The following is a 20,150-nucleotide window of genomic DNA, read 5'->3' as shown; positions in this document are numbered from 1 at the left end:
GTTTGGCCCCCCCGCTCACTCCAGCCAGTGCGTGAAGCTGGCCACCGGCTCGCGGGGGGTGATGAACCCATTCACCTTGTCAGCCGGGTCGGCGTAGCCCAGCGCCATGCCGCAGACCAGCATCTCGTTCTCGCCCGCGCCGATGTGCGGCAGGATGATCTTGGCGAAGCCGTTCCAGGCCGCCTGCGGGCAGGTGTGCAGGCCGTGCCCGCGCGCGGCGACCATGAGGTTCTGCAGGAACATGCCGTAGTCCACCAGCGAGCCGCGGCCCATGACCCTGTCCAGCGTGAACATCAGGCCCACCGGCGCGTCGAAGAAGCGGAAGTTGCGCTGGTGCTGCGCATGCATCTTGTCCTTGTCACCCTTGGTGATGCCCAGCAGGCCGTAGAGGCTCCAGCCGTTCTCGCGCCGGCGGTCGATGTAGGGGCTGACCCACTGCGTGGGGTAGTAGTCGTACTCCTCGCGGTACTGCTCGGCCAGCGAGGGGTCGGCGCGCAGCGCATCGTGCGCGGCGCAGCACTTCTCCACCAGGCTGTCGCGGCTGGCGCCCTGCAGCACATACACCTTCCAGGGCTGGGTGTTGGTGCCCGAGGGCGCGCGCGAGGCCACCTCCAGCAGGTGCTCCAGCGTGGCGCGCGGCACCGGCTGCGGCAGGAAGGCGCGGGCCGACATGCGGCTGGTGATGGCGGCGTCGACGCTGGCGGCGTCGATCACGGGCGTGGTCGCGGGCGGGTTCTGGCTCATGGTGTCTCCTGGATATGACGTTTACGTCAACGTCAATTATGGCAAGCGGTGCCGCCCAGCGCTGGCCGGCGGTCAGGTGATGGTCTGCAGGGTGGCCTGGAGCTTGTCGGGCAAGGTGACGGGCCGGCGGGTTTCACGGTCCACATACACATGGATGAAGTGACCACAGGCGGCGGCCAGTGGCTCGCCCTGGGCGAAGAGGCCGACCTCGTAGCGCACGCTGGAGCGGCCCAGGTGCGCGACGCGCAGGCCGGCTTCGATGGTCTGCGGAAAGGCCAGCGGAGCGAAATAGTTGCACTGGGTCTCGATCACCAGGCCGATCACGCCGCCGGCGTGGATGTCCAGCGCGCCCTGCTCGATCAGCCAGGCGTTGACCGCGGTGTCGAACCAGCTGTAGTAGACGACGTTGTTGACGTGGCCGTAGACGTCGTTGTCCATCCAGCGGGTGCCGATGGAGCGGAACACGCGGTAGTGGTCGCGCGGCAGGGCCTGTGGTCGTGAAGCGGGGGCGGCAGGGACGTTCATGGCGGCGGATTCTGCCTGCGCGGTCTTCAGGCCGCTGTCACCGCCGCGCGTTCCCCGGCCCGCGCAGCCGCGGCCCAGCGGGCGTGGTACTCCAGCGCCACCCGGTAGGTGTTCATCTGCACCTGCACCGTGGATTCCATGTCGGTGCCATAGCCTCCGGCCATGGCGAAGGCCAGCGGCAGGCGGCGCTGCCAGGCCCAGTCCATCACCCGCCGGTCGCGCGCCTCCAGCCCGTCGAACGTGAGCTTCAGGCGCCCCAGCCGGTCGCCCTCGTGCGGGTCGGCGCCCGCCAGGTAGATCACCAGCCCGGGTTCGAACCGGCGCTCCAGCTCGTCCAGCGCGCGTTCCAGCGCTTCCAGGTACGGACCATCGCCGGTGCCGTCGGGCAGTTCCACGTCCAGGTCGCTCGGCTCCTTGCGGAACGGGAAGTTCTTCTCGCCATGCAGCGAGAGCGTGAACACCGAGTCGTCGTCCGCGAAGATGCGCGCCGTGCCGTTGCCCTGGTGCACGTCCAGGTCGACGATGGCCACCTTCAGCGGGCCGCGCGCGCGGTGCTGCCTTGCGTGTTCGGCCTGCATCAGGCGCGCGGCCACGGCCGCGTCGTTGAACACGCAGAAGCCGCTGCCCTTGTCGGCGTAGGAATGGTGGGTGCCGCCCGCGATGTTGGCCGCCAGACCTTCTCCGGCCATCGCGGCGCGGCAGGCCTGGATGGTGGCGCCGACCGAGCGCCGCGCCCGCTCGGCCATGGCCGGGCTCCACGGGAAGCCGATTTCCCGCTGGGCGGCTGCGCTCAGCGCGCCGGTCTGGATCGCCTGGATGTACGCCGGGGCATGCACCAGCGCCAGCTCACCGTCGCTGGCCGGCAGGGCCTGGCCGAGCCGGATCTGCGGGCACTCGGCCGCCAGCCGCTCGCGCAGGCGCCCGTACTTGGCCATGGGAAACCGGTGCCCGGCGGGCAGCGGCAGGATGAAGTGGTCGGCATAGAAGACGTGCACGGCCCATTGTGGCCGGCGCATCAAATCCAGCCGGCGCCACCCGGTTTTAGAAAACAGCACCTAGATTGCTGCAGCGCAACAAAAAAGCCTTGCATCCGTTCGTTCAGTCCCTATAATTCGAGCCATGTTGCAGCGCAGCAAAGCGAACGAAAACAACAGCGTCCAGACAGCGCGGTGTTCTCGAAGCAGCCTTCAACTGCCCTTTAAAACCTTCTACAGGAGCTAAATACATGTTGACCGCTGAACAAATCGTTGCCGCCCAGAAAGCCAACATCGAAACTCTCTTCGGCCTGACCCAGAAAGCCTTCGAAGGCGTGGAAAAGCTGGTCGAGCTGAACGTGCAAGCCACCAAGGCCGCTCTGAGCGAATCCGCCAACAGCGCCCAGGCCCTGCTGTCCGTCAAGGACGCCCAGGAACTGCTGACGCTGCAAGCCAGCCTGATGCAGCCCCTGGCCGAGAAGACTGTGGCCTACAGCCGCCACCTGTACGACATCGCCTCCGGCACTGGCGCCGAGTTCGGCAAGGCCGCTGAAGCGCAAGCCGCCGACGCCCAGAAGAAGTTCATGGCCGTCGTCGACAACGCCGCCAAGAACGCACCCGCCGGTTCGGAAACCGCCGTCGCCGTGATGAAGAGCGCCGTGTCCGCCGCCAACAACGCCATGGAGTCGGTGCAGAAGGCTGTCAAGCAAGCCACCGAAATGGCCGAAACCAACTTCAACACCGTCACCGCCCAGGCCGTGACCGCCACCAAGGCCGCCGCCAAGAAGCGTTGAACAACACAGGGTTCCTGCGGATGTTCTGACCTTTGACTTCGATCAAGGTCAATACCATTGAACTCAAGCAGACTGGCGCCAGACCTGTGAAGGCGGCGCTGAACCCTCAGACCGTTTTTCTGGTTGTCTCCTCGGGTCCTTTTCGAAATTCCGATTTCATCGGACCCCTTCAAGCCCTCGCCGCAACGCGAGGGCTTTTTTTATGTCCGCGGCTGGCAGTGGCTGGTCAGTGGGGTTCTGCCGGGCGCAACCGCGCCAGCAGTTGCTTGAGCTTCGGCAGGGCCGCCTGCATCGCGGCCCGGCCCGCCTCGATGGACCGCTGGCGTGAGGCGAAATCGGCGCTGCCCACCCCCGCCAGCGAAGGCCGCACGACCACGTCGGCACGGGCCAGTTCCAGCCGGTTGATGCTCTGCCCCATGATGGCCGTGGTCTTGGGCAGCAGGCTGAACAGGCCGTTGGCCGGGATGTCCTGCGGATCGGCCGAAATGTCGATTGCCAGCACCACCTCGGCCCCCATCTCGCGTGCCTGGCGCACCGGCACGGGCGCCACGAGGCCGCCATCGACGTATTCCCGGCCGGCGATCGACACCGGATTGAAGACGCCGGGCACCGCGCTGGACGCGCGCACGGCCTGCGCGGTGTCGCCCCGGCGGAACAGCACGCCGCTGCCATTGGCGAGATCGGTCGCCAGGATGCCCAGCGGCAGCGCCATCTGCTCGATCAGCTTGCCATCCACCGCCTGCCGCACATAGCGCGCCAGCGCCTCGCCCCGCAGCAGGCCCCGGCTGGCCAGCGGCATGGTCCAGTCGGTCAGCAGCGCTTCGTCCATGCCCATCGCCACGCGCTCCAGTTCGGCGGAGCGCTTGCCGCTGGCGTAGAGGGCCGCCACCAGACTGCCGGCGGAGGTGCCCGCCACCACATCGGCGCGGATGCCGTTCGCCTCCAGCACCTGGATCACACCCACATGGGCAAAACCGCGCGCCGCACCGCCTCCCAACGCCAGCCCCAGTCGGGGCGGGCGCTGGGGCACCTCCACCACGGGGGGGGCTACCACCGGGGGCTCCGCTGGCGGTGCCACGGTGGAGCAACCGGCCAGCAAGGCCAGCAACAGGGCATTGACCCAGATCAAGAATCTCTTATCAAGAACCATTCGCATTTGTGTTAGCATCCGCCGCAACTCATTCCCCACATTGAAAGACAACCCATGCGCTCATTCGCCTTGCTCCCGATTGTCCTGGCTGCCGCCACGTCCCTGAACGCCCTGGCCCAGGACAAGGTCCTGAACATCTACTCCGCCCGCCACTACCAGACGGACGAGGCGATGTACGAGAACTTCACCAAGACCACGGGCATCAAGATCAACCGCGTGGACGCCGACGACGCCGGCATCGTGGCCCGCCTGAAGGCCGAAGGCTCGGCATCTCCGGCCGACGTGATCCTGCTGGTGGACGCCGCCCGCATGGCCAGCGCCGACAAGGACGGCCTGTTCCTGCCGATCAAGTCCGCCAAGCTGGACGCTGCGATCCCCGCCAACCTGCGCGCCGACGCCACCAAGGACGGGGTAACCTGGACCGGCTTCTCCACCCGCGCCCGCGTGATCGTGTACGACCCGCTGCGCGTCAAGGCCGCCGACGTCGCCACCTACGAACAACTGGCCGACCCCAAGCTCAAGGGCCTGCTGTGCACCCGCTCGGGCTCGCATCCCTACAACCTCTCGCTGTTCTCGACCGTGGTCGAGCGTCTGGGCGATGCCAAGGGCGAGGCCTGGCTCAAGGGCCTGGTCGACAACATGGCGCGCGCACCCAAGGGCGGCGACACCGACCAGATCAAGGCCGTTGCCTCGGGCGAGTGCGGCGTGGCCATCTCCAACACCTACTACATTGCGCGGCTGGTCAAGTCGAGCAAGGCCGACGAAAAGGAAGTGATGGAGAAGGTGAAGGTGGTGTTCCCCAACCAGGGCACGACCGGCACGCACGTCAACATCGCCGGCGCCGCCGTGGCCAAGCACGCCAAGAACAAGGACAACGCCATCGCGTTCATGGAGTACCTGGCCAGCCCGTATGCCCAGGACTATTTCGCCAACGGCAACAACGAGTTCGCAGCCGCCAAGGGCGTGAAGATCGAGAACGCGGCCCTCAAGGCCATCGGTGGCGACAACTTCAAGGCCGAGCAGATTCCGCTGGGCGTGGTGGCCAAGAACATGGTGAAGGTGCAGCAGATGCTGGACCGCGTCGGGTTCAAGTGATCGACCGAAAGCCCGCTTCTCGCGGGCTTTTTTGTGGGCGATAATTGACGTTTACGTTAACGTCAATTCCATCCAAGAGGAGCATTCCATGGAAATCGCAGGCAAGGTCTTCATCGTCACCGGCGGCGCATCGGGCCTGGGCGAAGGCACAGCGCGCATGCTGGCGGCCAACGGCGGCAAGGTGGTGATCGCCGACATGCAGGCGGAAAAAGGCGAAGCGGTCGCCCGGGAGATCGGCGGTGCCTTCGTCAAATGCGACGTGAGCAACGAGGCCGACGGCCAGGCCGTGGTCGCCAAGGCCGTGTCCATGGGCAAGCTCATGGGCCTGGTGAACTGCGCCGGCATCGCCCCGGCCGAGAAGACCGTGGGCAAGAATGGCGCCCACTCGCTGGCCGTCTACACCAAGACCATCATGGTCAACCTGGTCGGCAGCTTCAACATGATCCGCCTGGCTGCGGACGCCATGTGCAAGAACGAACCCGAGGCCACCGGCGAGCGCGGCGTGATGATCTCGACCGCCTCGGTGGCTGCCTACGACGGCCAGATCGGCCAGGCGGCCTACGCCGCGTCCAAGGGCGGCGTGGTGGGCATGACCCTGCCGATCGCGCGCGACCTCGCTCGCAACGGCATCCGCAACATGACCATCGCCCCCGGCATCTTCGGCACGCCCATGCTGTTCGGCATGCCGCAGGAGGTGCAGGATGCGCTGGCCGCCAGCGTGCCCTTCCCCAGCCGCCTGGGCACGCCGAACGACTACGCCAAGCTGGCCAAGCACATCATCGAGAACGACATGCTCAATGGCGAGGTGATCCGCCTGGACGGCGCCATCCGCCTGGCGCCTCGCTGACAGGGCCCACCCCTGCCGCGCTGCACGCGCCCCCTCCAGGGGGCGATGCGAGTGGCCCGGCAAAGCCGGTTCCACCGCATCCTGGGTGGGATGTCTCGCGCCGGAGGGTTCTTCCCTGACCGTGCCAAGCTTCTGGCGAGCTCAGCGGTAAGCCGTGCGGGCCTGCTTGAGATCGATGCGGCCCCGCACCACCTTCTCCAGCGCGTCGTGGCGCAGGCTGCGCATGCCCTCGCGCACGGCAACATCGAAAATCTCGGTCGGTCGGGCACGGTCCTGGATCAGCTGCTTGACGCTGCGGCTGTTCTGCAGGATCTCGTAGATGCCCAGCCGGCCTTTGTATCCTTTGCCGCCGCAGTGGTCGCAGCCCACCGCGTGGCGCATCCGAACCTCGGCAGGTGTCGACACCCCGGCCGCCGTCAGCAAGCGGTCCTGCGCCTGTGCCAGACCCAAGTCGCTGCCCTCGCGGTATTCCTCCAGCAACGCCGTCCAGGCCGTTGCATCCAGCGGCCCAGGCTCGGAACAGTGCGTGCACAGGGCCCGCACCAGGCGCTGCGCCACCAGGCCCAGCAGAGAATCGGCGAAGTTCATCGGGTCCATGCCCAGGTCCAGCAGGCGCACCACACTCTCGCTGGCGTTGTTGGTGTGCAGGGTCGAGAGCACCAGGTGACCGGTGAGCGAGGCTTCGATGGCGATCTTCGCGGTCTCGGCGTCGCGAATCTCGCCGATCATGATGATGTCGGGATCGGCGCGCAGAAAGCTGCGCATCGCGCTTGCAAACGTCAGACCGATCTTGGCATTCATCTGCACCTGGCGCAGTCCGGCCTGCGTGATCTCGATCGGGTCCTCGGCGGTCCAGATCTTCTTGTCGGCGGTGTTGACCTCGGCCAGCATCGAGTGCAGCGTGGTGGTCTTACCCGAGCCGGTCGGCCCCACGGCCAGCACCATGCCGAAGCTGCGCTGCGAGAAACCGGCGATGGTGTCCAGGTCGCGCGGCTGCAGGCCCAGTTGCGACAGCGGGATCGGCTTGGCCGATTCCAGCAGGCGCAGCACCACGTCCTCCAAGCCATCGTGGGTGGGCATCACGGCCACGCGCAGCTCCAGCGCCGTGCCACCGAACTCGGCGAAGTCTATCTTGCCGTCCTGGGGGCGCCGCCGCTCGGCGATGTCCAGCCGCGCCATGATCTTGATGCGCGAAACCAGGGGCGCGCGCAGCTTGGCGGGCAGCCACAGGTAGGGTTCGAGATCGCCATCGCGGCGGAACCGGATCGCTGTCAGCGCCTCCCCGGGGTTGGACTCGATGTGGATGTCGGAGGCGTGCAACCGCTGCGCCTCCGCGATCATCTGGTTGACCAGGCGCACCATGCCGGCCGATTCGCTGGCAGAGGCCATCTGCTCGGACTCGGCCGCCGACCCGACCTCGACCATGGCCTGCATCACCAGGTCGTCCACCAGTGCATGACCGGCCACACTGGCCCCCCCTTGTGGAGAAAGGCGTCGGCGTGCCTCTTCAACGATGGCGGGTGCGCTGTGTGCATGGGCTGCCCGCTCCACCCGGTCCTGCACTTCGAGCCGCCGTTCAATGGCTTCACGACTGGCCCAGACCAGCTCCACCGTATGCCCCGTACAAGAACAGAGGGCGCGGTGCAGATCACCACTGGTGGGCGCCCAGGAGGCCACAAGGAACCGGTCGGCAGCCATGCCCAGCGGCAGCACGGTGTGGGCGTGGGCCACCCGCAAGGGGAGGATGTCGAACGCACCACGCTCCACCTCGAAACCCAGGGCCTCGACCTCGACCACCCCGGCCACCCGGGCCAACGCCCGCTGCAGCTCGTCGTCCGTCAGCACCATGCGTGTGACCAGTTCGTGCGAGCGCGACCGGAACAGATCGGGGTCCTCTGCCAGCAAGCCGTCCACGGTGCCCTGATCAAGGATGCGCAACCGCAGCAATGCCTCGCTCAGACTCACAATGGGCCACCGATGTTGCAACTCGAAAGCCTGCACCAGTTGCGTCAGGTTGTGCACTGGCCCCTGCACGGGCGGACGATGGTTGGGGGTTGGAGGGGCGGCGGTGCTTGTCAGCGTCATCAGGGTTTTCTCGTATCAGCGGCTGGTTGCCGATGAAGCCAAGATAGCCCAGCGGGCCACCAGCCGGATTGACCTCGGGCAAGTATCTGCAACATCAAGTTACAAAATGGACCACTTCATGAAAGAGTGCACGAAACGGACGGGGCATCGCGTGCTGGTCCTTGCCATCGGCGCGATCATGGCGGCCTGTGCCGGATCGGCGGACACGCACCGGTCGACCGGCGTGGCATCGTCACCGGCACAGCCCGAATTGGCTTCCGGCCTGCAGGCCAAACCCGGCTGGGTGTTCAGCCAGCAGGCGGTGGCTGCGGCCAACCCGCTGGCCGCCGAGGCGGGTCTTCAGATGCTGCGCGCCGGTGGCAGCGCGGTCGACGCCGCGGTGGCGGTGCAGATGATGCTGACCCTGGTCGAGCCGCAATCGAGCGGCATCGGCGGCGGCGCCTTCCTGCTGCACCACGACGGCCGCCGCGTGCAGGCCTTCGACGGCCGCGAGACCGCACCCACCGGCGCCACACCCCAACTCTTCCTGGCCGGCGATGGCAAGCCCCTGCCCTTCATGGACGCGGTCGCCTCCGGCCTTTCCGTGGGGACACCCGGCGCGGTCGCCATGCTCGCCCTCGCCCACCACCAGCACGGCCGCCTGCCCTGGGCGGCGCTGTTCGAACCCGCCATCGTGCTGGCCGAGCAGGGCTTTGCCGTCAGTCCGCGCCTGCACACGCTGCTGGCGGCCGAGAGTGCGCTCAAGGCCGACCCGGTGGCCGCGGCCTACTTCTACCAGCCAGACGGCACGCCGCACCCGGTCGGCCATGTGCTGAAGAATCCCGAGCTGGCGGCGGTGCTGCGCGGCATCGCGGCGCAGGGCCCCCGGGCGCTGCACGAAGGCCCGGTGGCGCAAGCCATCGTGGACAAGGTGCGCCGGCATCCAAAAGCGCCGGGCACGCTGTCGGCAGACGACCTGGCGCGCTACCAGCCCCGCGAGCGCGAAGCGCTGTGCATGGACCACACCGCGGCGGCGAAGGCGCTGCGCATCTGCGGCTTCCCGCCCCCGAGTTCGGGCGCCATCGCGGTCGGACAGATCCTCGGGCTGCTGGCCCGCACGCCGCTGGGCGCCGCACCGCTGACCGGGACACCAGGTGCCGACTGGCTGCACGCCTACATGGAGGCCTCGCGCCTGGCATTCGCGGACCGCGCACAGTACCTGGCCGACCCGGACTTCGTGGCCGCCCCGGCCGGCCGCTGGGACAGCTTGCTGGATGCACGCTACCTGGATGACCGCGCGCGCCTGATCACGCCGGCCCGCGCACCGCAGGTCGGCCCTGGCAGGCCCGGCGGCGCCCCCCTGGCCCATGCGCCCATGCCCGACCAGCCCGAATACGGCACCAGCCACATCAGCATCACCGACCGCTTCGGCAACGCGCTGGCCATGACCACCACCATCGAGGCCGGCTTCGGGTCGCGGCTGATGGTGAACACCGGCCAGGGCCGCAGCGGCGGCTTCCTGCTGAACAACCAGCTGACCGACTTCAGCTTCGCCCCCACCGACGCGCAAGGCCAGCCCATCGCGAACCGCGTGGAGCCCGGCAAGCGGCCGCGCTCGTCGATGTCGCCGACGCTGGTGTTCGACAAGGCCACGGGCCAGTTGCTGATGAGCGCGGGCAGCCCGGGCGGTGCACTGATCATTCACTTCACGGCCAAGACACTGCTGGGCACGCTGGGCGGCGGTCTGTCGCCGCAGGCCTCGATCGACCTGCCGAACTTCGGTACGCTGGGCGGGCCGGTGATGCTGGAGGCGGGCCGTTTTCCGGCTGCGACGGTGCAGGCCCTGCAAGCCAGGGGCCACACGGTCAGCGAGACGCCGATGCCCAGCGGGCTGCAGGCGATTCAGCGGGCACCCGATGGCCGTTGGCTGGGCGGCGCCGACCCGCGGCGCGAGGGCGTGGTCGCAGGTGACTAAACGTCAATCGCGCTGGCCGACCCCGCCTGCTTGCGCAGCTCGAACTTCTGGATCTTGCCGGTGCTGGTCTTGGGCAGTTCGCCGAACACCACGTAACGCGGCACCTTGAACCCGGCCAGGTGCTGCTTGCAGTGCTTCACGATGTCCTCGGGCGTGGTGTGCGCGCCGAATTTCAGCTCCACAAAGGCGCAAGGGGTCTCGCCCCACTTCGGATCGGGCCGCGCCACCACGGCAGCAGCGAGCACGTCGGGGTGGCGGTAGAGCACGTCCTCGACCTCGATGGACGAGATGTTCTCGCCGCCCGAGATGATGATGTCCTTGCTGCGGTCCTTGATCTTGAAATAGCCGTCGGCGTACTGCACCGCCAGGTCGCCGCTGTGGAACCATCCGCCGGCAAATACCTCTTGCGTCGCTTTGGGGTTCTTCAGATAGCCCTTCATGGCGATGTTGCCCTTGAACATGATTTCGCCCATGGTCTCGCCGTCCAGTGGCACCGGCTGCATGGTCTCGGGGTTCAGCACGCGCACATCGCGTTCCAGGTGGTAGCGCACGCCCTGGCGCGCATTCAGCCGGGCGCGCTCGCCGATGTCGAGCTGATTCCAGCTGTCGTGTTTGGCGCAGACGGTGGCCGGGCCGTAGACCTCGGTCAGACCGTAGACGTGGGTCAGGTCGAAACCCATCTGCTCCATGCCCTCGATCATTGAGGCCGGCGGCGCGGCACCCGCGACCATGGCCTTGATGCCTGCGGGAATGCCCGCCTTCATCGCGGCCGGCGCGTTCACCAGCAGGCCCTGCACGATGGGCGCGCCGCAGTAGTGCGTCACGCGGTGTTCGCGCATCAGGTCGAAGATGGCCTGTGCCTCCACCCGGCGCAGGCAGACGTTGACACCCGCGCGCGCTGCGACCGTCCAGGGGAAGCACCAGCCGTTGCAGTGGAACATGGGCAGGGTCCAGAGGTAGACCGCGTGCTTGGGCATGTCCCACTCCAGCACGTTGCTGATCGCATTCATGGCCGCGCCGCGGTGGTGGTAGACCACGCCCTTGGGGTTGCCGGTGGTGCCGCTGGTGTAGTTCAGCGCGATCGCGTCCCACTCGTCACCCGGCAGCTGCCAGGCAAAGGCCGGGTCGCCACCCGCGATGAAGGCTTCGTAGGTGGTGCTGCCGATGGGCTGGCTCTCGCCGGTGAACAGCGTGTCCTGCACGTCGATCACCAGCAGCGGCTCGGTTCGCGTGCGCAGCTTCAGCGCCTTGGCCATGGTGCCGGCGAACTCGGGGTCGACGATCACCGCCTTGGCCTCGCCGTGGTCCAGCATGAAGGCAATCGCCTCCGGGTCCAGCCGGGTGTTGAGCGCGTTGAGCACCGCGCCGGACATGGGCACACCGAAGTGCGCCTCCACCATCGGCGGCGTGTTGGGCAGCATCACCGCCACGGTGTCGTTCTTGCCGATGCCGGCTTTCTGCAGCGCACTGGCCAGCTGGCGGGTGCGGGCGTAGGTCTGGGCCCAGGTCTGGCGCAAGCCGCCATGCACGATGGCCAGCCGGTCCGGGTAGACCTCGGCCGTGCGTTCGATGAACGACAGCGGCGAGATCGGCGCGAAATTGGCTTCGTTGCGGGGCAGGTCCTGGTCGTAGATGCTGGTCATGCGGTTCTCCGTGTTCAGAAAGGGCTTGCGAGAGAATAGCCCTGTGGCCATACCGCAATCTTTCATCCAGGAACTGCTCAACCGCGTCGACGTGGTCGATGTGGTGGGCCGGTACGTCCAGCTGAAGAAAGGCGGGGCCAACTTCATGGGGTTGTGCCCGTTCCACGGCGAAAAGTCGCCGTCGTTCAGCGTCAGCCCGTCCAAGCAGTTCTACCACTGCTTCGGCTGCGGGGCCAACGGCAACGCCATCGGTTTCCTGATGGAACACGCGGGCATGAACTTCGTCGAGGCGGTCAAGGACCTGGCGCAGCAGGTTGGCCTGCAGGTGCCCGAGGACGATGTATCGCCGCAGGACCGCGAACGCGCCGCCCAGCAGCGCCAGAAGCAGGCCACCCTGACCGATGTGCTGGAGAAGGCCGCCAAGGCTTACCAGAAAGACCTCAAGGCCTCGCCGCGCGCGGTGAACTACCTCAAGGGTCGGGGCCTGTCGGGCCAGATCGCCAAGACCTTCGGCCTGGGCTACGCACCCGAAGGCTGGCGCCACCTGGCCGGCGTGTTTCCGGACTACGGCGAGCCCCTGCTGGTCGAGTCGGGCCTGGTGATCGAGCATGAAGATGAAAAAGGCCAGGACGGCGAAGCCAAACGCTACGACCGCTTCCGCGACCGCATCATGTTCCCGATCCGCAACGTCAAGGGCGAGTGCATCGGCTTCGGCGGCCGCGTGCTCGACAAGGGCGAACCCAAGTACCTGAACTCGCCCGAGACGCCGGTGTTCAGCAAGGGCCGGGAGTTGTATGGCCTGTTCGAGGCCCGCACCGCCATCCGCCAGCACGGCTATGCCCTGGTCACCGAAGGCTACATGGACGTGGTCGCCCTGGCGCAGCTGGGTTTCGCCAACGCCGTGGCCACGCTGGGGACGGCCTGCACGTCCGACCATGTGCACAAGCTGTTCCGCTTCACCGACGCCGTGGTCTTCAGCTTCGACGGCGACGCCGCCGGCCGCCGCGCCGCCCGCAAGGCGCTGGACGCCGCGCTGCCGCTGGCCACCGACACGCGCAGCGTGAAGTTCCTCTTTCTGCCGCCCGAGCACGACCCGGACAGCTACATCCGTGAACATGGTGCCGACGCATTCGCAAATTTCGTCAAGCAGGCGGTGCCGCTGTCGAAGTTCCTGGTCGACGCGGCCAGCACCGATTGCGATCTGGACAGCGCCGAGGGCCGTGCCCGCCTCTCCAGCCAGGCGCGGCCGCTGTGGAGCGCCCTGCCCGAGGGTGCGCTCAAGCGGCAGCTGCTGGCCGAGCTGGCCCAGCAGATCGGCATCGGCACGCCCGACCTGCAGCAGCTCTGGCAGCGGGACGAACGCGGGCCGCGCCGGCCGCGGGAAGAGCGCCAGCCGCCCACCGCACACGGGCCGCAACCGCCCGTCGACGACGGAGTGGCACATCATGCGGGCTTCTCCCCTGCCCCCTCACCCCATAAACCGCCCGGGGCATGGAGCCCCCCGCCGGGGTCCGCCAGCCGTGGCACCTGGACCGGCGGCAGCGGCCGCAGCAACTGGCGCAAAGGCCCACCACCGCCGCCGCGCATGCTGGGCCGTCAGACTGCGAGCAAAAGCCGCACGGACCGGGCCGTGGGCCTGTTGCTGGCCAACGCCGCCGCCTGGGACAGCCTCTCGGCCGACGACCATGCCATGCTGGCCCACCTGCCAGCGCCCCACGGCCCCGTATTCGCCTGGCTGGAGGCACAGCTGCACGAGCACGGCCCGCAGCCCTGGGCGGCGCTGCGCGAGGGCTTGCGCGGGGAAGCGTTCGAGGCCTATGTCTGCGCGGAGGTGGAGCAGGCCACCATCGCCGCCGACTCGGCGTCCGAACTGGAGGAGCTGGCCGGTGTGATGGACCTGCTGCGCCGGGACGAACTGATGCGCCAGAGCCAGGCGCTGTCCCTCCAGGCCACCACCGACCCGGAGGCCCGCGAGCGCCTGCGGGAGATCAATGAACGCATCAAGGCACTGAAACCGGGCTCAACGGTATAATCGCGCGTTTTGCACCGCAAGCGCGACAGCAGCACCTCCGGCACCGGCCACCCCCCAGCACAGGGGTTTCGGATACAGACATCCCGGCCACCTCGGCGCCCCTGGCCCGACGGAACCCCGCAAGGACTGCACACCAAATGTTCGCCCACACAGCTTGCAGGCCCGCCCTTCCCCGGCGAAGTGCGGGCCCCAGTGTTTGATTCGCCCGACAAAAACCACCGGATTTGCGCCCAGAGAGGCGGAATTCTGGCGATTTTTGTGTGTCTCAGCCGGTATCTTTCCTGACGTTTTTTGAGGTTCCCATGCCCGCGAAGAAAGCCAGTACGCCTGCCCCCAGCACCAAAGCCGCCCAGAAGCCCGCCGCCAAGGCTGCCGCCTCTGAGCCCAAGAAGAAAGCCCCCGTCCCCGTGACCGACAAAGCCCCTGCCAAGACCGCCGCCAAGCCGGCCGCCAAAACGACCAAGACCGGCAAGACCAAAGCCGAAGAACTCGACACCGTCGACGCCGACGAACCAACCAAGAAAAAGCCCGGCCGCCCCGCCAAGGCCGCGGCCGACAAGCCGGCCGCCAAGCGCGGCCGCAAGCCCAAGGCCGCCGCCAAGGAAGAAAGCGACCTGGACGATGCCGACCTGAGCGATATCGAAGAGGATCTGGTCGAAGAAGTCGTTGAGGAAGTCGCAGACCCGGCGGCACCAGCCGAAAAGGTCAAGCCGCTGCGCATGAAGATCAGCAAGGCCAAGGAGCGCGCGCTGATGAAGGAATTCGGCCTGGACGAAACCGTCCTGTCCGAAGAAGAAGCCAAGCTGCGCCGCGAACGCCTGAAGACCCTGATCAAGCTGGGCAAGACCCGCGGCTACCTGACGCACGGCGAAATCAACGACCACCTGCCCGACAAGCTGGTCGAGGCCGAGACGCTGGAAGTGGTGGTCTCGCTGCTCAACGACATGGGCGTGGCGGTCTACGAACAGACGCCGGACGCCGAAACGCTGCTGCTGTCCAACGCCGGCCCCACCGCAGCGACCGAAGAGGAAGCGGAAGAGGAAGCCGAAGCCGCCCTGTCCACCGTGGACAGCGAGTTCGGCCGCACCACCGACCCGGTGCGCATGTACATGCGCGAGATGGGCACGGTGGAACTGCTGACGCGCGAGGGCGAAATCGAGATCGCCAAGCGCATCGAAGGCGGTCTCAACGACATGATGGCCGCGATCAGCGAGAGCCCGGCCACCATTGCCGAGCTGCTGGCCATGTCGGAAGAGATCCGTGAAGGCAAGGTCGTCATCTCCACCGTGGTGGACGGCTTCGCCGACGCCGATGCGGCCGACGACTACGTGGCCGAAGAAGACTTCGACGACTACGACGAGGCCGACGACGACGATGGCAAGGGCGGATCCAAGGCCCTGACGCGCAAACTCGAAGAACTCAAGCGCGAAGCGCTGGAGCGCTTCGACACCATGCGCAACCTGTTCGAGAAGCTGCACAAGATCTACGACAAGGAAGGCTACGGCACGCCGTCGTACATCAAGACCCAGCAGGCCATCACCGAAACGCTGATGACCATCCGCTTCACCGCCAAGGCGATCGAGAAGCTGTGCAGCACGCTGCGCGGCCAGGTCGACGAGGTGCGCAAGAAGGAGCGCGAGCTGCGCCGCATCATCGTGGACAAGTGCGGCATGCCGCAGGAAAAGTTCATCGCCGACTTCCCGGCCAACCTGCTGAACCTCAAGTGGGTCGAGAAGCAGGCCGCCGCCGGCAAGCCCTGGAGCGTGGTGATGGAACGCAACATCCCGCCGATCCAGGAACTCCAGCAGGGCCTGATCACGATCCAGAACAGCGTGGTGGTGCCGCTGTCCCACCTCAAGGACATCCACAAGCGGATGAACGAGGGTGAGGCCAATTCGCGCGACGCCAAGAAAGAGATGATCGAGGCCAACCTGCGCCTGGTGATCTCCATCGCCAAGAAGTACACCAACCGTGGCCTGCAGTTCCTGGACCTGATCCAGGAGGGCAACATCGGCCTGATGAAGGCGGTGGACAAGTTCGAATACCGCCGCGGCTACAAGTTCTCGACCTACGCCACGTGGTGGATCCGCCAGGCCATCACCCGCTCGATCGCCGACCAGGCGCGCACCATCCGCATCCCGGTGCACATGATCGAGACGATCAACAAGATGAACCGCATCAGCCGCCAGCATTTGCAGGAACACGGCTTCGAACCCGACGCGTCCATCCTGGCCGAGAAGATGGAGATGCCCGAGGACAAGATCCGCAAGATCATGAAGATTGCGAAGGAGCCGATCTCGATGGAAACCCCCATCGGCGACGACGACGATTCGCACCTGGGCGATTTCATCGAGGACCAGGCCAACACCGCGCCGATCGAAGCCGCGATGCAGGCTGGTCTGCGCGAGGTGGTCAAGGAGATCCTGGACAGCCTGACGCCGCGCGAGGCCAAGGTGCTGCGCATGCGTTTCGGTATCGAGATGTCGACCGACCACACGCTGGAAGAAGTGGGCAAGCAATTCGACGTGACGCGCGAGCGCATCCGTCAGATCGAGTCGAAGGCGGTGCGCAAGCTCAAGCACCCGAGCCGTTCGGACAAGCTCCGCAGCTTCATCGATTCGCTGTAATTCCTTTCAGCGATTCACTCTTCAGAACGGGGGCCTTCGGGCTCCCGTTTTGTTTTTGTCACGCCACCTTGGCTGGCCAGCGCCTGAATCGCCGGGCATCCGACTCCGCTCATGTCCCCCGAACCGGCTGCGCCGGTTCTCCTCCTTTACTTCGCTGCGCGGACACCCGACGCTTCAGGCACCACGAGGTTTCACCCCGCCAACGGTGGCGCGCCTGCACTTCGCCGGTTCGGCGTGTGCGGGTGCCCTGCAGAGCGAAGTAAAGGAGGAGGCGGCCGCAGGCCGCCGGGGGACATGAGCGGCGCAGGGCACCCGTGCGCGCCGAACCAAACCAAACCAGCAGGCATGAAAAAGGGGCAACAAAGGCCCCTCTTCAAACCGGCAGCAACAGGTCAGACCGTCTCCAGCGCCAGCACACCCGTCGCGGTATTGGAAATCGGGATGTGGTAGTTGCTGTGCACCTTGCGCACACCCGAAGCGGACACCGTCAGCGCCGCCCGCATCGCCAGCCACATCAGCAGCTCCACCCCCTGCGTGCCCGCCTTCTCCACCAGCTCCAGATCGCTGAACTGCGTCGCCCACTCCGGGTTCGTTTCCATGCTGTCCAGGAACTGCAGGTCGAACTGCTTGTTGATGAAGCCTGCGCGCTCGCCGTCCAGCTGGTGCGACAGGCCGCCTGTGGCCATCACCGCCACGCGCTTGCTGCTGTCCCAGCTCTGGATCGCCTCGCCCACCGCCTTGCCCAGCTTGTAGACGCGCTTAGCGGTCGGCAGCGGGAACTGCACCGTGTTGATGTTGATCGGCACGATCTGCACCGGTGCGATCTCGTGCTCGGGCCAGAACAGCTTGAACGGCAGCGTGCAGGCGTGGTCCACCAGCATCTCCTGGCAGGTCACGATGTCGAACTCCTTGGCGATCAGCTCGCGGATCAGGTGCCACGACAGGTCCGGGCAGCCCGGGATCGGCGGCAGCGTCGGGATGCCCCAGCCCTCGTCGGCGTTGCTGTAGGTGGCGGCCGCACCCACGGCGAAGGTCGGCATCTTGTCGAGGAAGAAGTTCAGGCCATGGTCGTTGTAGAACACCACGACCACGTCGGGCTGGACCTTGCCCAGCCACTGGTGGATCGGCGGAAAGCCATCGAAGAAGGGCTTCCAGTAGGGGTCGTTCTGCTTGCCCTTGTGGATGGCGCCGCCGATGGCGGGGATGTGCGATGTGGCCAGGCCACCGATGAGTTGTGCCATGGGGGTGTCTCCTGGTTCAGCACTGCTCGTTGGCAGCAACGAGCTTGGCCTTGAATTGGTCTTTGGTCATGCCCGTCTGCTGGGCGCCGATGTCCTGCATGTCCAGGCCGAAGATGCCGGCGAACTTGGCCAGGTAGTAGGCATTGCCGCCGGCCGCGATCAGGGCCAGCACCTGCTTGGAACGGATCGCCTCGGCCTGCTGTTCGTTCAGGCCGTACTGCTGCATGTAGGCCTCGGGATCGGCCACGAACGCGTCGCGGTTGGCCTTGTGGTTGAAGGAAAAGCACATCTTGTTCAGTGCGTAGCCCTTCTGGGCCGCGTCGCCGTCGAATGGCGTGGTGCCGGGGATGGTCTTGCTCACATCTGTCTCCTGCGTGGGGTGGATTGACGTCGGTCAAGCCGGAGTATTCCGCCCGCATTGCCAAAGATAAACAGATGAATGATCATCGAACACATGAGTGATTTCGATTGGTCAGACCTCGACGCCCGCCTGCTCCAGCTGCTGGTGGCCGTCGTCGAGGCGGGCAGCATCACCGGCGCGGCGCAGTCCCTGGGCGTCACCCAGTCGGCCGTGAGCCACCAGCTGGACAAGCTGCGCGCCATCACCGGCGACGCGCTGTTCGTCAAGAGTGGGCGCGGCATCGTTGCCACGGCCCGCGCGGCGGGGCTGGCGGTGCAGGCGCGCGAGCTGTTGCGCCAGCTGCAGGGCTTTGCGCAGAGCGGCGCCTTCGACCCGGCGCGCTGGAAGGGCACGGTCACCATCGCAGCCAACGACTTCCAGCGCGAGGTGCTGCTGCCGACCCTGGCGCAGCGGCTGCGGGAACAGGCGCCCGGTCTGGCCCTGCGCATCATCCCGTCCGACGTGCCGAGCCTGGAGATGCTGCGCGACGGTGTGTGCGACCTGGCGATCAGCCCACGCCCACCCGAGGGCAGCGACATCGTGCAGAAGCGCCTGTTCGAGGACCGCTACATGGTCTATTTCGATGCCAGCGTGCGCACGGCACCGACAACGCTCCAGGACTACCTCGCGGCCGACCACATCACCGTGGTCTACGAACCCCGGCGCACCCTGCACCTGGACCGCACGCTCGAAGCCCGCGGCCTGCACCGCCGCTTTGCCGTGATGGTGCCGGGCTTCGGCGCCCTGCCCGCCTTCCTGCGCGGCAGCCCGCTGCTGGCGACCGCGCCCTCGCTGCTGGCCGGGCGTTTCATGGCGGGTTTCGGCCGCTGCGAGGTGCCCGTGCCCTGCCCGCCGCTGCCGATGTACCTGATCTGGCACCGCCGCCACCAGGACGACGCCGCCCACCGCTGGTTGCGGGAGCTGCTCGCCTCGAACAGTCCGCCCAGGGCCTGAGCGCGGTGCCGGATCGTGGGAACACCCCCCAGTAAAATCCCGGGCTTCTTCCAACTCTGTGCAGAACGCAGAACATGACCCACGCCTCTGCGTCCACCCTCAACGGGGAAGCCGCGCCCCGTCCCTCCCGATCCGCCCGCTACTGGCTTCTGCGCGGGCTGGCGCTGGCCCTGCTGCTCGCCTCCTGTGGCTACTTCGGTTTCCACCTCTGGGACAACCTCCACCAGTTGCCGCCGATCGAATGGGGCTGGTCGGCGGCCGGCGTCATCGCGCTGGCGGTACTGGGCTGCCTCACCAGCGTGCCGCTGATCGCGCTGATGTGGCAGCTGCTGCTGCGGGACCAGGGCGTGAAGCTGCCCTACGGCCAGGCGCTGCAGATCATCGCCGTCTCGCAGATGGGCAAGTACCTGCCCGGCAACGTGGGCCACTTCGCGGGCCGGGTGCTGCTGGGCAGCCAGGCCGGCATCCCGGCCGGCAAGACCATCGCCACCATGGCCATGGAAACCTTCTGGGTGCTGGGCATCAGCGGCATATTCGCCGTGGCGGCCCTGCTGTTCGTGGTCAACGACCTGCACGAGGGACTGGTCGACACCAGCCACCCGGGCTATCTGGCCGCCGTCGCCGTCACCATGTTGATCGCGCCTTTTCTGGCGGTGCGGGTGGTCAACCGCCTGCTGCCGGGCCTCAGCCGCAAGCTCGGCCGCGGCCAGCTGCTGGCCGAACCCCGGCTGCTGACGGCCATGAGCGTGGCCGGCCTGATCGCCTTCTCCTTCGTCGTGCTGGGCGCTGTGGTGGAACTGCTAGCAGCCGAATTGTTCCAGCACCCCGAGATCCACCTGCTGGAAATGATCCTGCTGTTCGCCGTGTCGTGGACGGCCGGCTTTCTGGTGCCCGGATCGCCGGGTGGCATCGGCGTGCGCGAGGCGGTGATGATCCAGCTCATGGGGCCGGCCATCGGGCTGGAAACCGCCTTGGGCGTGGCCCTGGTGATGCGCCTGTGCTCGATGGGTGCGGACGCGCTGGCCTTTGGTGTCGGCCTGCTGTTCAGGCCCAAGCCGCAGCCCCCCGCCGACGACGGCCTCTGA

At 67.0% G+C, this 20,150-nt stretch carries 16 protein-coding genes; 8 read left to right on the top strand and 8 right to left on the bottom strand.

Translation table 11 applies throughout. The features are described from left to right. Positions 1-15: 15 nt before the first annotated feature. The 3 genes from BC358_RS05165 to BC358_RS05155 all read right to left on the bottom strand — a co-directional run bounded on the left by BC358_RS05165 (position 16) and on the right by BC358_RS05155 (position 2,264). The gene (locus tag BC358_RS05165) at positions 16-744 is read right to left on the bottom strand and encodes a nitroreductase (RefSeq protein ID WP_079364996.1); all 729 of its coding nucleotides are present in this window, start codon (positions 742-744) and stop codon (positions 16-18) included. A gap of 72 nt (positions 745-816) precedes the next feature. Continuing rightward, a complete protein-coding gene (locus tag BC358_RS05160; protein ID WP_079364995.1) occupies positions 817-1,269 on the bottom strand; it encodes a thioesterase family protein in 453 nt (150 codons plus the stop codon). 26 nt (positions 1,270-1,295) lie between these two features. Next, complete coding sequence (locus tag BC358_RS05155) at positions 1,296-2,264, bottom strand: histone deacetylase (RefSeq protein WP_179130012.1); 969 nt, start codon at positions 2,262-2,264, stop codon at positions 1,296-1,298. 230 nt (positions 2,265-2,494) lie between these two features. Between BC358_RS05155 and BC358_RS05150 the strand changes: the two genes are divergently transcribed. Beyond that, entirely contained in the window at positions 2,495-3,037 is a 543-nt protein-coding gene (locus tag BC358_RS05150) for a phasin family protein (RefSeq protein ID WP_066150422.1), read from the top strand. 226 nt (positions 3,038-3,263) lie between these two features. Here BC358_RS05150 and BC358_RS05145 read toward each other — a convergent pair whose 3' ends face one another. Continuing rightward, on the bottom strand, positions 3,264-4,193 hold the full coding sequence (locus tag BC358_RS05145; protein ID WP_079364994.1) for a patatin-like phospholipase family protein: 930 nt from the start codon (positions 4,191-4,193) through the stop codon (positions 3,264-3,266). A gap of 48 nt (positions 4,194-4,241) precedes the next feature. Here BC358_RS05145 and BC358_RS05140 point away from each other — a divergent pair, with 48 nt between their 5' ends. Both BC358_RS05140 and BC358_RS05135 read left to right on the top strand, forming a co-directional pair. Further along, positions 4,242-5,282 (top strand): extracellular solute-binding protein, encoded by a 1,041-nt coding sequence (locus BC358_RS05140; protein ID WP_079364993.1) that lies wholly within the window; start codon positions 4,242-4,244, stop codon positions 5,280-5,282. Positions 5,283-5,370: 88 nt separating this feature from the next. Further along, complete coding sequence (locus BC358_RS05135) at positions 5,371-6,129, top strand: 3-hydroxyacyl-CoA dehydrogenase (protein WP_066150413.1); 759 nt, start codon at positions 5,371-5,373, stop codon at positions 6,127-6,129. A gap of 141 nt (positions 6,130-6,270) precedes the next feature. On the opposite strand, the gene BC358_RS05130 is transcribed toward BC358_RS05135, so the two are convergent. Continuing rightward, a complete protein-coding gene (locus BC358_RS05130; RefSeq protein ID WP_079364992.1) occupies positions 6,271-8,214 on the bottom strand; it encodes a GspE/PulE family protein in 1,944 nt (647 codons plus the stop codon). 118 nt (positions 8,215-8,332) lie between these two features. Here BC358_RS05130 and BC358_RS05125 point away from each other — a divergent pair, with 118 nt between their 5' ends. After that, on the top strand, positions 8,333-10,168 hold the full coding sequence (locus BC358_RS05125; protein ID WP_373270131.1) for a gamma-glutamyltransferase family protein: 1,836 nt from the start codon (positions 8,333-8,335) through the stop codon (positions 10,166-10,168). Here the strand turns inward: BC358_RS05125 and BC358_RS05120 are convergent. Continuing rightward, complete coding sequence (locus BC358_RS05120; RefSeq protein WP_079364991.1) at positions 10,165-11,811, bottom strand: acyl-CoA synthetase; 1,647 nt, start codon at positions 11,809-11,811, stop codon at positions 10,165-10,167. The genes BC358_RS05125 and BC358_RS05120 overlap by 4 nt on opposite strands. A gap of 43 nt (positions 11,812-11,854) precedes the next feature. Here BC358_RS05120 and dnaG point away from each other — a divergent pair, with 43 nt between their 5' ends. Continuing rightward, the gene (gene dnaG / locus BC358_RS05115) at positions 11,855-13,843 is read left to right on the top strand and encodes a DNA primase (protein ID WP_079364990.1); all 1,989 of its coding nucleotides are present in this window, start codon (positions 11,855-11,857) and stop codon (positions 13,841-13,843) included. A 302-nt stretch (positions 13,844-14,145) separates the two neighbouring features. After that, complete coding sequence (rpoD, locus tag BC358_RS05110) at positions 14,146-16,470, top strand: RNA polymerase sigma factor RpoD (protein WP_079364989.1); 2,325 nt, start codon at positions 14,146-14,148, stop codon at positions 16,468-16,470. A 392-nt stretch (positions 16,471-16,862) separates the two neighbouring features. Here rpoD and BC358_RS05105 read toward each other — a convergent pair whose 3' ends face one another. Beyond that, the gene (locus BC358_RS05105) at positions 16,863-17,711 is read right to left on the bottom strand and encodes a class III extradiol dioxygenase family protein (protein ID WP_079364988.1); all 849 of its coding nucleotides are present in this window, start codon (positions 17,709-17,711) and stop codon (positions 16,863-16,865) included. A gap of 16 nt (positions 17,712-17,727) precedes the next feature. Next, positions 17,728-18,072, bottom strand: a complete 345-nt coding sequence (locus BC358_RS05100; protein ID WP_066150398.1) for a protocatechuate 4,5-dioxygenase subunit alpha — start codon at positions 18,070-18,072, stop codon at positions 17,728-17,730. A 93-nt stretch (positions 18,073-18,165) separates the two neighbouring features. Here BC358_RS05100 and BC358_RS05095 point away from each other — a divergent pair, with 93 nt between their 5' ends. Both BC358_RS05095 and BC358_RS05090 read left to right on the top strand, forming a co-directional pair. Continuing rightward, positions 18,166-19,065, top strand: a complete 900-nt coding sequence (locus BC358_RS05095; protein ID WP_133156284.1) for a LysR family transcriptional regulator — start codon at positions 18,166-18,168, stop codon at positions 19,063-19,065. A 74-nt stretch (positions 19,066-19,139) separates the two neighbouring features. Further along, on the top strand, positions 19,140-20,150 hold the full coding sequence (locus BC358_RS05090; protein ID WP_079364987.1) for a lysylphosphatidylglycerol synthase transmembrane domain-containing protein: 1,011 nt from the start codon (positions 19,140-19,142) through the stop codon (positions 20,148-20,150).

Source organism: Hydrogenophaga sp. H7, from assembly GCF_002025745.1.
Classification (GTDB): domain Bacteria; phylum Pseudomonadota; class Gammaproteobacteria; order Burkholderiales; family Burkholderiaceae_C; genus Hydrogenophaga; species Hydrogenophaga pseudoflava.
This window is presented reverse-complemented; position numbering and strand designations above follow the sequence as displayed.

Bases quoted from the DNA above. Each gene is read 5' to 3' on its own strand.
- BC358_RS05165 (WP_079364996.1), bottom strand. From the start codon at position 744: ATGAGCCAGAACCCGCCCGCGACCACGCCCGTGATCGACGCCGCCAGC.
- rpoD (WP_079364989.1), top strand. From the start codon at position 14,146: ATGCCCGCGAAGAAAGCCAGTACGCCTGCCCCCAGCACCAAAGCCGCC.
- BC358_RS05130 (WP_079364992.1), bottom strand. From the start codon at position 8,214: ATGACGCTGACAAGCACCGCCGCCCCTCCAACCCCCAACCATCGTCCG.
- BC358_RS05160 (WP_079364995.1), bottom strand. From the start codon at position 1,269: ATGAACGTCCCTGCCGCCCCCGCTTCACGACCACAGGCCCTGCCGCGC.
- BC358_RS05090 (WP_079364987.1), top strand. From the start codon at position 19,140: ATGACCCACGCCTCTGCGTCCACCCTCAACGGGGAAGCCGCGCCCCGT.
- BC358_RS05135 (WP_066150413.1), top strand. From the start codon at position 5,371: ATGGAAATCGCAGGCAAGGTCTTCATCGTCACCGGCGGCGCATCGGGC.
- BC358_RS05145 (WP_079364994.1), bottom strand. From the start codon at position 4,193: ATGCGAATGGTTCTTGATAAGAGATTCTTGATCTGGGTCAATGCCCTG.
- BC358_RS05105 (WP_079364988.1), bottom strand. From the start codon at position 17,711: ATGGCACAACTCATCGGTGGCCTGGCCACATCGCACATCCCCGCCATC.
- BC358_RS05120 (WP_079364991.1), bottom strand. From the start codon at position 11,811: ATGACCAGCATCTACGACCAGGACCTGCCCCGCAACGAAGCCAATTTC.
- BC358_RS05140 (WP_079364993.1), top strand. From the start codon at position 4,242: ATGCGCTCATTCGCCTTGCTCCCGATTGTCCTGGCTGCCGCCACGTCC.
- BC358_RS05150 (WP_066150422.1), top strand. From the start codon at position 2,495: ATGTTGACCGCTGAACAAATCGTTGCCGCCCAGAAAGCCAACATCGAA.
- BC358_RS05125 (WP_373270131.1), top strand. From the start codon at position 8,333: ATGAAAGAGTGCACGAAACGGACGGGGCATCGCGTGCTGGTCCTTGCC.
- BC358_RS05095 (WP_133156284.1), top strand. From the start codon at position 18,166: ATGAGTGATTTCGATTGGTCAGACCTCGACGCCCGCCTGCTCCAGCTG.